We start from the raw sequence: 14,304 nt of genomic DNA on the forward strand, positions 1-14,304 counted from the left end.
TCCTGCTCATGCGAATGCTTCCGCGCCGAGGACGGCGCCTGCCGCCTCGACGCCCAGGGCGAGCGCGCCGATCAGCGGCGCCTCCGTCGGGAACCGTGCCACCGAGAGCTCCGGCGGAAACGGGACGGCCGCGTCGAGGGCGCGACGCAGGCCGGGTTCGAGCTGGTCCCAGGACCGGACCAGCCCGCCGCCGACGACGATCCGGGACGGGTCGACCGCGATGGCCAGGTTGGCCAGGTGCAGGGCCAGCTCCCGGACGAACTCGTCGGTGAGGACGGCGGCCGCCGGCTGGGTGCGCGCCATCGTGAAGACGTCGGCGGCCGTGACCGGTCGCCCGAGCCGGGCGCTGCCGGTGGTCTCGAGCGCCTGACCGCTGACGACGTGTTCCAGGATCGTGCGCCCGTCGCCGCCCGCGTACACGTCCGCGGCGGAGCGCAGGTTGTAGCCGATCTCGCCGGACGCGCCGTGCGCTCCGGTGATCACGGTGCCGCCGGCAACGATCGCGACCGCCAGACCGGTGCCGAGATTGACGTACAGCGCGGGGTCGGAACCTGCGAGGGCGCCCCACCGCAGCTCGGCCTCCGCGGCTGCCTTCACGTCGGTGGCCAGCCGGACCGGTACGCCGGGAAACGCGTCCCGCACCAGCCGCCCGAAGGGCAGCTCGCCCCAGCCCGGGAAGGTGGGAGCCAGTTCGACGCGGTCGTCGTACGGGATGCCCAGGGTGGCGGCGCCGACCCCGGCCAGCTGCTGGCCGGGCGCGAGCAGCTCGTGCGCCGCGGCGAGGCTCCGGGTGAGCGCCGCGGCGGCGTCGCCGGATCCGTCCCGGCTGTCGATGACCGTCCCGCTCAGCCGGCGGCCGGTGAGGTCGCCGACGGCGAGTGCGATCTTCGTCCCGCCGAAGTCCAGCCCGAGGACGACCGGTGTCGAAACCACAGGGTGGCACCTCCTCGCGCCGACCAATAGAATCGATAGGAAACTAACTTAACAACCAGCGGACCACAAGCCTTAACTCCGACTTGTTGGCCGAGTTGTTAGCGAGCGAGGGGGTCGACGTGACAGTTGTCGCCGGCGGGGCGCGACCACAGCTGATTCGCGAGATCAACGAGCAGGTCCTGCTCGACCACATCAGGCGGTCCGGCCCGCTCTCGCGCACCGAGCTCGCCGGGCTCACCGGTCTCTCGAAACCGACGGTGTCCGCGGCGCTGGGCTCGCTGGAGCGGACCGGTCTCGTGCATGTCACCGGTCAGCGCACCGGCGTGCCGGGTCCGGCGGCCAGTCTGTACGAGGTGCGGCCCGAGGCCGGTTTCGTGCTCGGCCTCGACGTCGGGCGCGAGTACCTGCGCGGCGGAATCGCGGATCTCGCCGGCACCGTGCGCAGCAGGCTGAGCGTGCGGACCAAGGCCGGCGACGCGATGGCGCGCGTTCAGGAGCTCGTCGATCTGACCGCCACGCTGGCTGCCGAGGCGGGGATCGAGGTCGGGCAACTCACGCAGACCGTGCTCGGCAGTCCCGGTGTCTACGACCCGCGGCTCGACGCGTTGACCCTGACCGGCAGGCTGTCGGGCTGGGATTCGCCGGCGACGCTGGCCGCGCTGCGGGAGCGGTTCGGGCCGTCGCTGATGATCGAGAACGACGTCGACGCGGCCGCGATCGCGGAACGGGTGCACGGCCACGGCAGGGACGTCGAGAGTTTCGCGTTCGTGAGCGTCGGCACCGGTATCGGCATGGGCCTGGTGCTCGACGGCAAGCTCCGGCACGGGTCGCACGGAGTGGCGGGGGAGATCGGGTACCTGCCGTTCACCGAAGGGAGCGGCAGCGATCCGCGCGACGCGCGCAAGCGGGGCGGGTTCGACGCCTCCGCGTCGGCGGCAGCCGTCGTCCGCGCCGCGCGCCGGGCCGGTGTCCGCGGCGCCGCGACGGCAGAAAAGGTGTTCGCGGCCGCCGCGCGGGGCGACGTACTGGCCGCTGCGGTCGTCGCGGAGGAGGCCTTGCTGGTCGCGAAGGCGGTCTGCACGGTGATCACCGTCGTCGATCCGGACCTGGTCGTGCTCGGCGGCGGTATCGGGCAGGCTCCGGGATTCCTCGAGGCCGTCACCAAGCAGCTGCGCCAGCTCGCGCCGGTGATGCCGGAGGTGAAGGCGAGTGTGCTCGGCACCGAGACCGTGGTGGCGGGCTGTCTCGCCGCCGGCGTCGACCGTGCGTGGCAGACGCTGGTCGGAAACTCGGCCGCATAACCGGACGCAGACCGTCCGGAACCGCGGCTAGGGTGCGAGCCATGGCTATCGCAATGTATCCAGCGTTCGTCCTGGATTGTCCTGACTCGGCGCGGCTCGCGCAGTTCTACGGCGAGCTGCTCGGCTGGAAGGTCGAGTCCCGCGAGGGCTGGGCGGACATCCGCCCGGAGGACGGCAGCAACTGCATCTCCTTCCAGCAGGTGGCGGACTTCAAACCGCCGACCTGGCCGACGCAGGACGTCCCGCAACAGCTGCACCTCGACGTCATGGTCCGCGACCTCGACGAGGCCGAACCGGAAGTGCTCGCGATCGGCGCCACCAAGCCCGACCACCAGCCCGGTACGTCGTTCCGCGTCTTCCTGGACCCGGCCGGTCATCCGTTCTGCCTCTGTGTTGATTGAGGATAGATTGAGGGGGTGACGAGCTGGCGGGAGGAACGACGGCAGGCAGCCGCCGAGCACGGCGCCGCGCTGGAACGCAAGCGGGCCGCCGAGGCCGCGCAGGCGCGTGAGCTGCTGGCCGGCTTCGTCGCGACGATGAACGAGCGCGGCGTGCCGCCCGAGCCGCTGCGGGCCCAGGTCGTCGGGTCGAACGCCAGCTACCGCACGGACCTGACCGGGTGGTACCTACGCCGCAACCGCTCGCTCGCCGTGGACGTCGACGGCAACTTCTACATCCTCGGCGTACCCGCCAGTCTGAAGGCCCGCGTCGCCGGGGTGCGGCTCCGGCCGTCCGACCCGCCGCTCGTCGTCGGTCAGGGTGCCCGCGACGGCGAGTCGATGCCGCTCGCCGAGCTGCTACGCCTCCGGCTCGAGTCCTAGCACGCTCGCGATCAACGCGGTGCCGGGCGCCGTCCGGCCGCCCGGTCCCGGCGACGGCTCGACGTCGCCCATGTCCAGCGCCTCGCCGCACTCCGAGCAGCAGACGGTCGGGGTCGTCAGCTTGCCGCAGGTCGAGTGCGTGAATCGGATCGGCTGACCCGCCGGGGGAGTCGCCCAGCGGTCGCCCCAGGCGGTGAGGGCCATCAGGATCGGCACGAGCTCCCGACCTGCCTCGGTCAGCTCGTAGCTGTAGCGCACCGGGTTCTGCTGGTACGGCGTACGTCGGACCAGGCCGCCGTCGACGAGTGTGGCGAGGCGGTCGGTGAGCAGGTTGCGGGAGATGCCGAGGTCGGCGACGAACTGGTCGAAGCGGTTCAGGCCGAGGTAGAGATCGCGCAGGACGAGCGGCGTCCACCAGTCGCCGATCAGCTCCAGGGACTGGGCGAGCGAGCAGTGCATCGAGGCGAAGCTGGTGTTCCGCATGCCCTGAGTGTAGTCAGTTGCGCTATTGAACTCACTGGTCCTACGGTGGAGGCATGGGGATCTACCACCGGATAGTGGCGCGGCAGGTGCGGCACGCGTTCGCACAGATCAGCGAGGGCAACTGGGAGGCGATGGTGGCCGGGATGGCGCCCTCGTTCACGTACCGGTTCTACGGAGACCATGCGCTCGGCGGCGAGCGCCGGACACACGACGCGCTGCGGCGCTGGTGGGAGCGGTGCTTCCGGCTGCTGCCGGGGACGCGGTTCGACGTACAGGACGTGATCGTCAGCGGGTGGCCGTGGAACACGCAGGTCGCGACCGCGGTCACCGTCCACGTCAACGTCGTGGACGGGTCGACGTACGAGAACGTCGTGCACCAGTTCCTGCGGATCAGGTGGGGAAAGATCACCGAGGTCCGCACCCTTGAGGACACGGCCGTCCTGCAACGCACCCTCGACCGCCTCGCCGCAGCCGGCTACCCCGAGGCCCACGCGGAGCCGATCGTCGGCTGACGAGATCTTCCGCCGCCGGGCTCGGGCATCTACCGTGTGGGGGCATTTTCCCTGCGAACGATCCGGAGCGAGCCATGCGGTCGAAGACCTGGAGAACATCCGTAGCCCTGACGTCTGCTGCCGTGCTGACTCTGGCGGCGCTGACGGCCCCCGCCGCGGACGCGAAACCGCCGACGGGCGCCACGACGGCCAAGGCGCTGGTCTTCATCCCGAACCCGGTGCAGTCGAGCGGCGACGAGTCGCTGACCGACCAGAAGGACTCGGCGACGGCTGTGCCGCGGGGCGACTACTACGAGGTGACGCTGACCGACCTGGACGGTTCGGGGTACCTGAGCGGCACCTGGGCGAACGTGCGCAGTACGACCGGCACCCCGGCGTACACGACGAACGGTACGTACTTCTACGACCGGCACGACGACCAGTTCGAGCAGGTGATGTCGTACTTCTGGGGGACCGAGGCCCAGAAGTACCTGCAGTCGCTCGGCTTCGGCAGCACGCTGCCCGCGGTGAACGCGGAGAGCCAGGACTACAAGGTCGACCAGTACGGCGTGGACAACTCGTTCTCCTGGGACAAGCACGACACCATCACGCTCGGCAAGGGCGGTGTGGACGACGCCGAGGACGGTGAGGTGATCGTGCACGAGACCGGTCACGCCGTGCACGACGCGCAGGTGCCGGGCTTCGGCACGTCGCTCGAGGCCGGGTCGATCGGCGAGGCGTTCGGCGACTACTTCGCGGTGAGCGTCGGCTACTGGGTCGCGAAGAAGTACGGCGTACCGATCCAGGCTGATCTGGCCTGCGTGATGGACTGGGACTCCACGTCCTACACGTCGACCGTCCCGCACTGCCTGCGCCGTCTCGATGCCGGCAAGCACTACCCGGAGAGCGTCGTCGGCGAGGTGCACGCGGACGGCGAGATCTGGTCGCAGGCGCTCTACGACATCCGTCTGGCCCTGGGGCCGACGGTGGCGGACCGGATCATCATCGACGCGCAGTTCGGCTTCGACCCGGACACGAGTTTCGCCGCCGCTGCCGAGAAGACGGTCGCGACCGCGCTGTCGCTGTACGGTCCGAGCCAGGCCTCCGCCGTACAGAAGGCCTTCGCGGCTCGCGGCATCGGCTGACGTTTTCCGGCCCCGGCCGGAAACTCGGATGCGTTTTGTCGGTGCGGCCGGTTACGGTCGGTCGAGTGCTGACGTTGCTGCGGTACGGGATTCGTGTTGCGCCTGGAAGCACCCTTCTGACGATGGGTCTGGCCGTTCTCGGCTCGTTGCTGGGAATGGCGGTCACGTTGCTGACCGGCCAGGTGGTGGGGGCGGTGCCGGGGGTCGTCGAGGGACGCCCCGGCGCGATGCCGCTCGGCGAGTTCAGCCTGCTGCTCGGCGCCCTGCTGGCGGTCTTCGTCATCGACAGCCTGTCGCCGGCGCTTCAGCACGTCGCCTCGCTGACGATGGACGCCGGCCTCGTCCGCGCGATCGGCAACCGGATCACCGAGCCGCTGCTCCGGCCGCGCCGGATCGCGCACCTCGAGGACGCCGAGGTGCTGGACGTGCAGGAGCGGGCGAAGGGCAAGGGCGGGTTCCATCTCGCCCAGGGCATGAGCCAGCTGCCGTGGCTGCTGGCCAGCCGGGTCACACTGATCGGGTCCGCGGTCATCGTCGGGGCGATGTTCCGCTGGTGGGTGGCCGCGATGCTGGTCGCGGTCACCCTGCTCCTGGAGTGGTACGGCGGTCGCCTGGTCGAGCGTGAGATCGACGTCTGGTGGGGCAACACCGAGGAACAGCGCCGGGCGCAGTACCTGTTCAACCTCGGCATGCGCGACGCCCCGAAGGAGCTACGGGTCTTCGGCCTGCACCACTGGCTCGTCGAGCGCTATGTGCGCGACTGGACCGCGGGCTACCGCCCGGTGTGGGCTCGTCGTCGCCAGAACGCGAAATGGTCGATGCTGATCGGCGGCGTGCACCTGCTGGCGAACGGCGTCGCGATCCTCGCGGTCGGCCGCGCCGCGATGAACGGTTCGCTGCCGCTCACTCAGGTCGCGACGACGTTGCCCGCGATCCTCGTCATCGGGCAGGCGAACAACGGGTTCGGTGTCGTGCAGGTCCGCCGCGGACTGTCGGCGTACCGGGCGATGCGCGACCTGCCGGACACGATCGCCGAGCGGCACCCGGAGCCGGCTGCCACGACGAAGCACCGGATCGAGTCGATGCCGGCGCGCGAGATCCGCTTCGAGAAGGTCAGCTTCCGCTATCCGGGTTCGGAGACCGACGTGCTGCGCGAGCTCGACCTCACGATCCACGCGCACGAGGCGCTCGCGCTGGTCGGCGTCAACGGGGCCGGCAAGTCCACGCTGGTCAAACTCCTCGGTGGCGCGTACCAGCCGACGAGCGGCCGGATCCTGGTCGACGGCGTCGATCTCGCCGACCTCGACCTCGCGGGGTGGCAGCGGCGGGTGGCCGCGATCGTGCAGGACTTCCTGCGGTTCCCGCTGCCGGTGACCGACAACGTGGTGTTCGGCGCGGTGGAGCGCGCGGGGGACGAACTGACCCTGGTCAGGGTCGCGCGCGAGTCCGGTATCGACGAAGTCGTCCGCGGTCTCCCGAAGGGCTGGGACACGGTGCTGGACAAGACGTTCGACGGCGGCGTCGACCTGTCCGGCGGCGAGTGGCAGCGGGTCGCACTGGCCCGGGCGTTGTTCGCGGTGCACGCGGGCGCGGGGGTGCTGGTGCTCGACGAGCCTGCGGCGGCGCTCGACGTCCGGGCCGAGGCCGAGCTGGTCGAGCGCTACCTCGAGCTCACCTCGGGGGTGGCGTCGCTGATCATCTCGCACCGGTTCTCGGTGGTGCGCAACGCCGACCGGATCTGCGTGCTGTCCGACGGGCGGATCGTCGAGGACGGGACGCATGAGGAGTTGCTCGACCGCGACGGTGAGTACGCCGGGATGTTCCGGCTGCAGGCGGAGCGCTACGTGACCGGACCGGAGGCGATCGATGTCTGAGCGGGGACGCACGGCACGGATCCTGTGGCTGTGGCTGAGCACGTCGTTCCGGGCGGCGCCGGCGCTGATGGCGATCTCGACCGTCCTGGTCGCGGCGCGCGCGATCACCGCACCGGCCCAGACGTACGGCGTCAGCCGACTCGTCGACGGGATCGCGTCGGACCAGTCGAGCACGATCGCGCTCGGCGTCGGCATCATCGTCGGCGGTCTGGCGGTGTCGTTCCTGGCGGACGGACTCGGCTGGCCGCTGCAGGACACCGCGCAGGAGCGGATGGCCGGTCGCGTGCATGCCGACCTGCTGGACGTGACCACCGGCATCCCGGGGCTGTCCCATCACGAGCGGCCGGACGTCGCCGACCGGCTCGAGCTGGTGCGGGAGCGGGCGTGGCGGATGGGCGTCGGGGCCGAGGTGCTGCTGTGGGCGTTCGCCACGGTCACGAACACCGCGACCGTGCTCACGCTGCTCGGTTCGGTGCATCCGCTGTTGCTCGTGCTCCCGTTGCTGGGCGGTGCACGGATCTGGTCGGCGTACCTGAGCAGCACGCGGCAGCAGAAGGCGTGGGAGGACTCGCTGCCGCAGGAACGCCTGGTGGACAAGCTGATCGAGGTCGCGAAGGATCCGCGGACCGCGCTGGAGCTGCGGGTGTTCGGGCTCGGGAACGTGCTGCTGGACAGGATCTTCGCGCTGCAGACCGAGCGCTTCGAGCGTCGCGTCGCCGCCGCCCGGTGGGGCGGGAAGGTGGACGGTTCGGTGCGGCTGGGGTTCGGTCTCGCGTATGCGGCGGCGATCGTCTGGGTGATCGTCCGCGCGCGGAACGGGCAGTCCGACGCGGGCGACGTCGTCCTCGTACTGTTGCTCGCACCGCAAGTGGACCAGATGACCGGCGGGATCGCGCAGAACGTGTACTGGGTCGGCGAGGTCGTGCGGAGTTTCAGCCGCTACGACTGGCTGCGTGAGTACGCGAAGCAGAACTCGTGGCAGTCGAGCACGACGCCCGCGCCCGAGCGGCTGACCAGCGGGATCGAGTTGCGGGACGTCGGATTCTCCTATCCTGGTTCGGAATCCGCCGTGCTGAGCGGGATCAACCTCAGTGTGCCGGCCGGGTCGGCGGTCGCGCTGGTGGGGGAGAACGGCGCCGGCAAGACGACACTGGTCAAGCTGCTCGCGCGGATGTACGACCCGACGACCGGGCGGATCCTGGTCGACGGCGCGGACCTCGCGACGATCCAGCCGGACGCGTGGAGGTCGCGGCTGTCGGCCGGGTTCCAGGACTTCGTGAAGTTCGAGCTCACCGCGCGCGAGGTCGTCGGCATCGGCGACGTGCAGCGGGCCGGCGACGACGACGCCGTACGGGCTGCCGTGCTGCGCGGCGACGCGGTGTCGGTAATCGCCGGGCTGCCGCGCGGGCTGGATTCCCAGCTGGGCAAGAAGTTCACCGACGGCGTCGAACTGTCCGGCGGGCAATGGCAGCGGCTGGCGCTGGCGCGGGCGTTCATGCGCGAACGCCCGCTGCTCCTGCTGCTCGACGAGCCGACCGCGGCCCTGGACCCGGAGGCCGAGCACCGGTTGTACGAGCAGTACGCCGCGGCCGCGAAGGTCGCCGCAGCCGAAACCGGCGGCATCACGGTGCTCGTCTCGCACCGCTTCTCCACCGTCCGGATGGCCGACCTGATCGTTGTCATGCACAACGGCCGCGTAGAGGAGTTCGGCACCCACGAGGATCTCCTGACCGCCAACGCCCGCTACGCCGAACTCTTCGAACTCCAGGCCCGCGCCTACCGCTGAGGCGGACGTTTGGTGCCCGTCGGCTGCAGTCGCCGGTGCTCGAGGACTACGGAAGCAGTTGGCGACCTTGGAGGAACCATCTGATTCGGGCCCACCGTGCCGGAGCACAACCCGCTGCCGCTGGCCGACCCAGTTGTCAGCACGCTCCGCCCCGGAGGCGCGGCCTGTCCTGTGCCTGCTGTCTGCAGACCAGCACCTCGGTCGCGTGGGTCGACGCAGTACCGATTCCTGTTGTGCTGGACCCGCGAAGATCGCCGGGTTGATCGGCCGGTTGTCTTCAGGTCCTTGCATGCCGGCCGAAACCGCGTGTCCACTGCCGTTTGGACCGCTTACGGGTGGCACCTCCACTGAGGCGGCTCCAGACTGGATGGCCCTGAGGGCTGTCGTCAGCTGCCGGATCGTCCTGCCACTCAACCCTTCGGACCGCTGGCCACGCTCTGCCCCGAGGTGCGAGGTGTTTGCTGGTGTGGGCCCACGAAAAGCCCACAAAATAAGGGCATTCCAGCTCAGAAACTGTCGGTGGGATCGTCTAGAGTCAATGCCATGGAACTTCTGGGCGAGCGGCCGGTGTGGTCGATGAGTGGCAGCGAATTGCTGTCCACCCTCGACGAGGTGGAGGCCGAGCTGGCCCGCCGGGAGGCGTACCGGCTGAGCGTGATCGCCGCGATCGAGTCCACCGGGTACGCCGAAGAGCTCGGCGCCCGCGACACTGCCGAGCTGCTGCGGTTCCGGTACCGGCTGGACGCCCCGGCCGCCCGCCGCACCCTGCGGCTGGCCCAGGCCGCCCCGCAGTACCCGGCCGTGGCGGCCGCCCTGGACCGCACGGCCTCCTCCGCACCCACCGACGCACGCACCGACGTCCCCGATGACAGCCGATCCGACGACAGCGGATCGGTAGACAGCGGATCCGACGGCGGGTGGTTGCTGCGGCCGGCGCAGGCGGCCGCGATCGTGTTCGGGCTGGACCGGGTCCGCTCACGGGTACCGGTGGAGCACCTGGACGCGGCCGCGGAGCAGCTGGTCGGGCTGGCCGGTCACCTGTCGCCCGGCGAACTGCGCACGGCCGCGAAGGAGATCGCCGACCTGCTGGACTCCGACGGCCCCGAACCCGACGAGCACAAGGCCTATGAACGGGAGTCCTTGACGCTGTCGGCCGCGGACAACGGCGTGAAGTTCAAGGGCTTCCTGGCCAACGAGAACGCCGAACTGCTGCGCGCGGTCGTGCATGCCGGTGCCCGCCCGCACAAGACCGTCGACGGCGAACACGACCCGCGCCCACGCGACAAGCGCCAGGCCGACGCCCTGTCCACCGCCCTGGGCATCGCCGCCGCCGCGTGGGACACCACCGGACCCACCCCGCCCACCGCACCTACCGGACCCACAGCGGCAGCCACGGCCGCCGCGGGCAGCGCCGGCAATCCCGGCAGTGCGGGCAGTGCGGGCAGTGCGGTTAAGGATCGTCAGGTGGCCGGGTACGGCGCGAAGGCGACCATCACCGTCACGATCGACTTCGACGACCTCAAGGCCGCGACCGCGGACGCGGTCGGGCGCACCGTCTACAGCGGCGGGCTATCGGCCGCCACGATCCGCCGGCTGGCCTGCGACGCGAACATCATCCCGCTGGTGCTCGGCTCGAACTCCGAACCGCTCGACGTCGGCCGCCGGGTGCGGCTGGTCACCAAGGCGATGCGCCGCGCCCTGGAGGCCCGTGACCGCGGCTGCGTGGTCTGCGGAGCCCCGCCGGTCATGTGCGACGCCCATCACCTGATCTCCTGGATCGACGGCGGCGACACCAAGGTCGACAATCTGGCTTTGCTCTGCCGTCGTCATCACACCGATCTGCATAGGGGCCGCTGGCACCTCGCCATCCTCGACGGCATCGTCCGCGTTGCCCGACCGAGCTGGGCCGAACCCGGACCAGCCCCCGCCACAGCGCGACGCACCGCACCGCCACACGCCCAGCCACCCGGACGTGCAGCGCCGCCGGACGCTCAGCCACGACCTACGGCACTCCCGGCTGCCCTGCCTGGATGCACGCCCCTGCCGGATGGTGAGCCAGATCGTGCGGGACCGCCGGACACGCAGCCCGGATGTGGGGCACTGCCGGACGTCCATCCACCTGCCGCCGGAGAGACCGACGCGGCCCGGTCGCGGTGGCGGGCGGACGATGCCGCTTTGCAACAAGCGGCTGCTTTCGCGGCAACCGGTTGAAGCCGGGTAATGCAACACCCTCTGGACTGACGGCACCAGACCAAGATCGGCAACCTGACTCTGCCCTTCCGCCACCACGCCGAGCAGCACAACGGCCCCTGGCATACCCCCATCGCCAGCGGGATCGTCCAGTCACCCGCCCGAGCCGGCCGCGCCGTCGCCGCACCACGACACTCGGCACCGCGGGACGCTCAGTCACGCCGTACGCGGCGCGGGATGCTCAGTCACGCCGTACGGCGCCGCGGGATGCTCAGTCACGCCTGCGGCACCGCAGGCCGCCGAGTCCCGCCGTGCGGCACGGCGGGATGTTCAGCTACGCCGTGCGGCGCCGCGGATGCCGAGTCACGCCGCAGGGCGCTGCGGGATGTTCAGCTACGCCGTGCGGCGCCGCGGATGCCGAGTCACGCCGCAGGGCGCTGCGGGCGGCTTAGCCAGACCGGTGGGAGGGCGTGAGGCTAGGCAAGGCCGTGGGGGGCTGTTGGACTCCGAGTCACGCTGTGCGGCACGGCGGGATGTTCAGCTACGCCGTGCGGCGCCGCGGATGCCGAGTCACGCCGCAGGGCGCTGCGGGAGGCTTAGCCAGACCGGTGGGAGGGCCCGAGGCTAGGCAAGGCCGTGGAGGACTGCTGGACTGCACCAGTCGGTCCGTCCGCGGTACCGACAACCCGAGCAGGTGATACGTCGCCACCAGGCGCGTGAGCTCCGCCTCAGTGTGCCGGTGCCGTTCCAGCAGCCAGGTTGGAGAAGTAGGTCCCTTCGCGCAGTTTGGGGACCGCGACATCCAACGCGCCGACTCGAGGCTCGCGGTGGCGGTCGCCGTTGCGGGAGTTCATCCGGCCGGGGTCGCGGGTCCGAGAGCGGCACCGCGCACGCCGTCGGCGTCCGAGGACAGCAACAGAGCAACGTGTTGATGAAGCCCTCTCCATCAGCCCCTGAGCAGGTCCTGGCCGGCCTGCTCGAGGTGCTCGTGCAGGGACCCGGCAGGGTTGATACCGGGCTGTGCGGTCATCGCAGTGGACCTTCTCTTCGAGTAGGTTGAGTGAGATCTTCGAAGAATCACGCGGTAACCGCACCCACGTCCACGCCCGAGCCGGCCACCACGCCGTACCCACCGTGCTGTAGGCAACTGTGCCGGATGCTCAGCCTGGCCGTGCAGGACTGCCGGACGCGCAGCCTGGATGTGGGGTGCTGCCGGAGGCGCGGGTGGTTGGGCGCTGCCGGACGTTTATTCAGCTGCTGGCGGGGGCCGGTCGTGGTGGCGGATGAGGCTGCTTGCGGGGAGCGGCTGCCTTCGCGTCGACCGGTGGAGGCCGCACGACACGACAACCGCCTACCCGCGGCACGTGGGCCGCCCTGCGAGAGTGCGCGGCTTGTTCTGTCGCCCAAGCCGGACCGTCGAGAGAACCGCCCGCTCGTGGTCAGCTCCACCTCGCGCGGCGGTCATCCGCACCGCACCCACGACTCGGAGCGGCGCCTGGCTTCTGCCGCTCGCGGGGCCGTGGAAAAGGACTGCCGCGAGGGCGGAGTGGTTGTCCTGTCCGCGCGGTTTGCCGGTGCTCGATCAGGTGCTGTGCCGGCGCGGAAACCGACCAGCGTGTTCGCCAACGGTCTGGCTGACGTTTTGGCGCAGGCACGGCGCGCGCCCTCCGAGCCTGTATTTACTGCCGGGCGCGGCGGTCGGCCCGTTCTCTCAGTTCGGCTTCTGGGACCAGGGTGAACATGTCCTGGTGAGGGGCGCACAGCATGGTGACGGTGAACTTCACCGGGATGTCGGAGCGGTTGTTGCCGTCCTGGTAGTGGATGACGTCGCCGCCCGGTTCCCAGAACGCCTCGCCGGCCTTGATCACGCGGGGTGGTTCGCCTTCGAGTTCGAAGAGCATCTCGCCCGCCACGACGTACCCGAAGGCCGGGCCCGAGTGGCGGTGCGGCGGCGCGCCGGGGTCGCCCGCCGGGTACTCGATGTCGACTGTCATCACGTGGAAGCCTTCAGGGATGTACGGCGGCTCGACCTCCTGCAGCATCGTCAGGGCGGTCTGCCAGGCAGTGGACCGGTGTTCGGTCGTGTCGGTCATCGGAGTTCACCTTCCAGTTGATCGGTCTGCAGTGAGAGACCAGGCAGGAAGGCGCGGTGTGACGGTCACAGGGGAGCCGGCTGGGCTGTCTCACCAGGTATGAGCCAGCGCATCGAGACAATTGACAGTCTTCACGAGCACCTGCAGTGGGCGATCGAGCTCGAGCACGCCACGATTCCGCCGTACCTGTGCGCCTTGTACTCGCTGGACCCGGCGCAGAACGCGGACGCGGTCGAGCTGGTGAGCAGTGTGTTCGTCGAGGAGATGATCCATCTCTCACTGGCGTCCAACCTGCTGAACGCCGTCGGCGGTGAGCCGCGTCTCGACACTCCGGACATGCTGCCCGGCTACCCGCGCCGGCTCCCGCACGGCTCGATCGAGCTGGCGCTGTTGCCGTTCGGGCCGGACGCGCTGGAGATGTTCCTGCGCCTGGAGAAGCCCGAAGCGCCCGGCGCTCCGGCCGAGAGCGACCACTACGAGACCATCGGCCAGTTCTACGACGCGATCGAGGACGGCCTGCGGTACCTGGCCGGCGCGCTCGGCGAGGAGAAGCTGTTCTCCGGCGATCCGGCCCGCCAGGTAACCGCCGGACCGTTCCACCACACCGGCGGCAGTCTGCAGCCGATCACCGGCCTCGCGTCCGCACTGGCCGCGCTGGACGAGATCGTCGAGCAGGGTGAAGGTACGTCGCGTGGCGAGGTATGGGACGGCGACCACGACATCTTCCATCCGGACCGCGACGAGGTCGCCCACTACTACCGGTTCGAGGAACTGAAGCTCGGCCGCCGCTACCAGCGCGGAGACACGCCGCAGTCCGGGCCGACCGGGGAACCGGTGACGGTCGACCTGACCGGGGTGTCGCCGATGCAGGCGAACCCTGTTCGCTCGGGCAACGCCCAGATCCGCGCCGCGCAGGAGCAGTTCGACACCACCTACTGCACGGTGTTGTTCCTGCTGGAGCAGGCGTTCACGGGCGAACCCGCGCTGATCCGCGACGCGGTCCGCGCGATGTTCGGACTGAAATCCGAAGCCCTGAAACTGATGCAGCTGAGCGAGGACGATCGCACCACGGCCGGCCCCACCTTCCACTACGTCGATCCGGAGCAACGCGACTGAGAGTCCGCTGAGAGCGGAGCTGAAAGGAGTTCCTCCCAGTTCGCCAATAGTTAACTCTCGGTCTTCACTTC

13 protein-coding genes are annotated in these 14,304 nt (G+C 70.1%); 9 read left to right on the forward strand and 4 right to left on the reverse strand.

Annotation, left to right across the window (positions count from 1 at the left end; all coding sequences use genetic code 11):
- Window positions 1–6: 6 nt before the first annotated feature.
- A complete protein-coding gene (locus ABZX12_RS11330; RefSeq protein WP_355692107.1) occupies window positions 7–933 on the reverse strand; it encodes an ROK family protein in 927 nt (308 codons plus the stop codon).
- Window positions 934–1,052: 119 nt separating this feature from the next.
- On the opposite strand from ABZX12_RS11330, the gene ABZX12_RS11335 reads away from it, so the two are divergent.
- Genes ABZX12_RS11335 through ABZX12_RS11345 form a run of 3 tightly spaced genes read left to right on the forward strand, consistent with a single transcriptional unit; the run spans window position 1,053 to window position 3,055 of the window.
- Window positions 1,053–2,234 (forward strand): ROK family transcriptional regulator, encoded by a 1,182-nt coding sequence (locus tag ABZX12_RS11335; protein ID WP_355692109.1) that lies wholly within the window; start codon window positions 1,053–1,055, stop codon window positions 2,232–2,234.
- Window positions 2,235–2,275: 41 nt separating this feature from the next.
- Window positions 2,276–2,635 carry a VOC family protein gene (locus ABZX12_RS11340; RefSeq protein WP_355692111.1) on the forward strand — a complete coding sequence of 120 codons (360 nt, stop codon included), beginning with the start codon at window positions 2,276–2,278 and terminating at the stop codon, window positions 2,633–2,635.
- Window positions 2,636–2,650: 15 nt separating this feature from the next.
- Window positions 2,651–3,055: a hypothetical protein gene (locus ABZX12_RS11345; protein WP_355692113.1), complete on the forward strand. Its 405-nt coding sequence runs from the start codon at window positions 2,651–2,653 to the stop codon at window positions 3,053–3,055.
- Here ABZX12_RS11345 and ABZX12_RS11350 read toward each other — a convergent pair.
- On the reverse strand, window positions 3,032–3,538 hold the full coding sequence (locus ABZX12_RS11350) for a helix-turn-helix domain-containing protein (protein WP_355692115.1): 507 nt from the start codon (window positions 3,536–3,538) through the stop codon (window positions 3,032–3,034). The genes ABZX12_RS11345 and ABZX12_RS11350 overlap by 24 nt on opposite strands.
- 53 nt (window positions 3,539–3,591) lie before the next feature.
- Between ABZX12_RS11350 and ABZX12_RS11355 the strand changes: the two genes are divergently transcribed.
- From ABZX12_RS11355 to ABZX12_RS11375, 5 genes are all read left to right on the forward strand, one after another.
- Window positions 3,592–4,050: a nuclear transport factor 2 family protein gene (locus tag ABZX12_RS11355; protein ID WP_355692117.1), complete on the forward strand. Its 459-nt coding sequence runs from the start codon at window positions 3,592–3,594 to the stop codon at window positions 4,048–4,050.
- A 74-nt stretch (window positions 4,051–4,124) separates the two neighbouring features.
- Window positions 4,125–5,174 (forward strand): M4 family metallopeptidase, encoded by a 1,050-nt coding sequence (locus ABZX12_RS11360; protein ID WP_355692118.1) that lies wholly within the window; start codon window positions 4,125–4,127, stop codon window positions 5,172–5,174.
- A 122-nt stretch (window positions 5,175–5,296) separates the two neighbouring features.
- Entirely contained in the window at window positions 5,297–7,048 is a 1,752-nt protein-coding gene (locus ABZX12_RS11365) for an ABC transporter ATP-binding protein (protein WP_355692119.1), read from the forward strand.
- The gene (locus ABZX12_RS11370) at window positions 7,041–8,834 is read left to right on the forward strand and encodes an ABC transporter ATP-binding protein (protein ID WP_355692121.1); all 1,794 of its coding nucleotides are present in this window, start codon (window positions 7,041–7,043) and stop codon (window positions 8,832–8,834) included. The genes ABZX12_RS11365 and ABZX12_RS11370 overlap by 8 nt, the downstream gene beginning before the upstream one ends.
- A 543-nt stretch (window positions 8,835–9,377) precedes the next feature.
- Entirely contained in the window at window positions 9,378–11,045 is a 1,668-nt protein-coding gene (locus ABZX12_RS11375) for a DUF222 domain-containing protein (RefSeq protein WP_355692123.1), read from the forward strand.
- A 707-nt stretch (window positions 11,046–11,752) separates the two neighbouring features.
- Here the strand turns inward: ABZX12_RS11375 and ABZX12_RS11380 are convergent.
- The gene (locus ABZX12_RS11380; RefSeq protein ID WP_355692125.1) at window positions 11,753–11,971 is read right to left on the reverse strand and encodes a transposase; all 219 of its coding nucleotides are present in this window, start codon (window positions 11,969–11,971) and stop codon (window positions 11,753–11,755) included.
- Window positions 11,972–12,703: 732 nt separating this feature from the next.
- Complete coding sequence (locus ABZX12_RS11385; RefSeq protein WP_355692127.1) at window positions 12,704–13,117, reverse strand: cupin domain-containing protein; 414 nt, start codon at window positions 13,115–13,117, stop codon at window positions 12,704–12,706.
- A gap of 99 nt (window positions 13,118–13,216) precedes the next feature.
- Between ABZX12_RS11385 and ABZX12_RS11390 the strand changes: the two genes are divergently transcribed.
- Entirely contained in the window at window positions 13,217–14,233 is a 1,017-nt protein-coding gene (locus ABZX12_RS11390; RefSeq protein ID WP_355692129.1) for a ferritin-like protein, read from the forward strand.
- Window positions 14,234–14,304 lie beyond the last annotated feature (71 nt).

Origin of the sequence: Kribbella sp. NPDC003505, assembly GCF_040610875.1 — a bacterium.
Taxonomy (GTDB): Bacteria; Actinomycetota; Actinomycetes; order Propionibacteriales; family Kribbellaceae; genus Kribbella.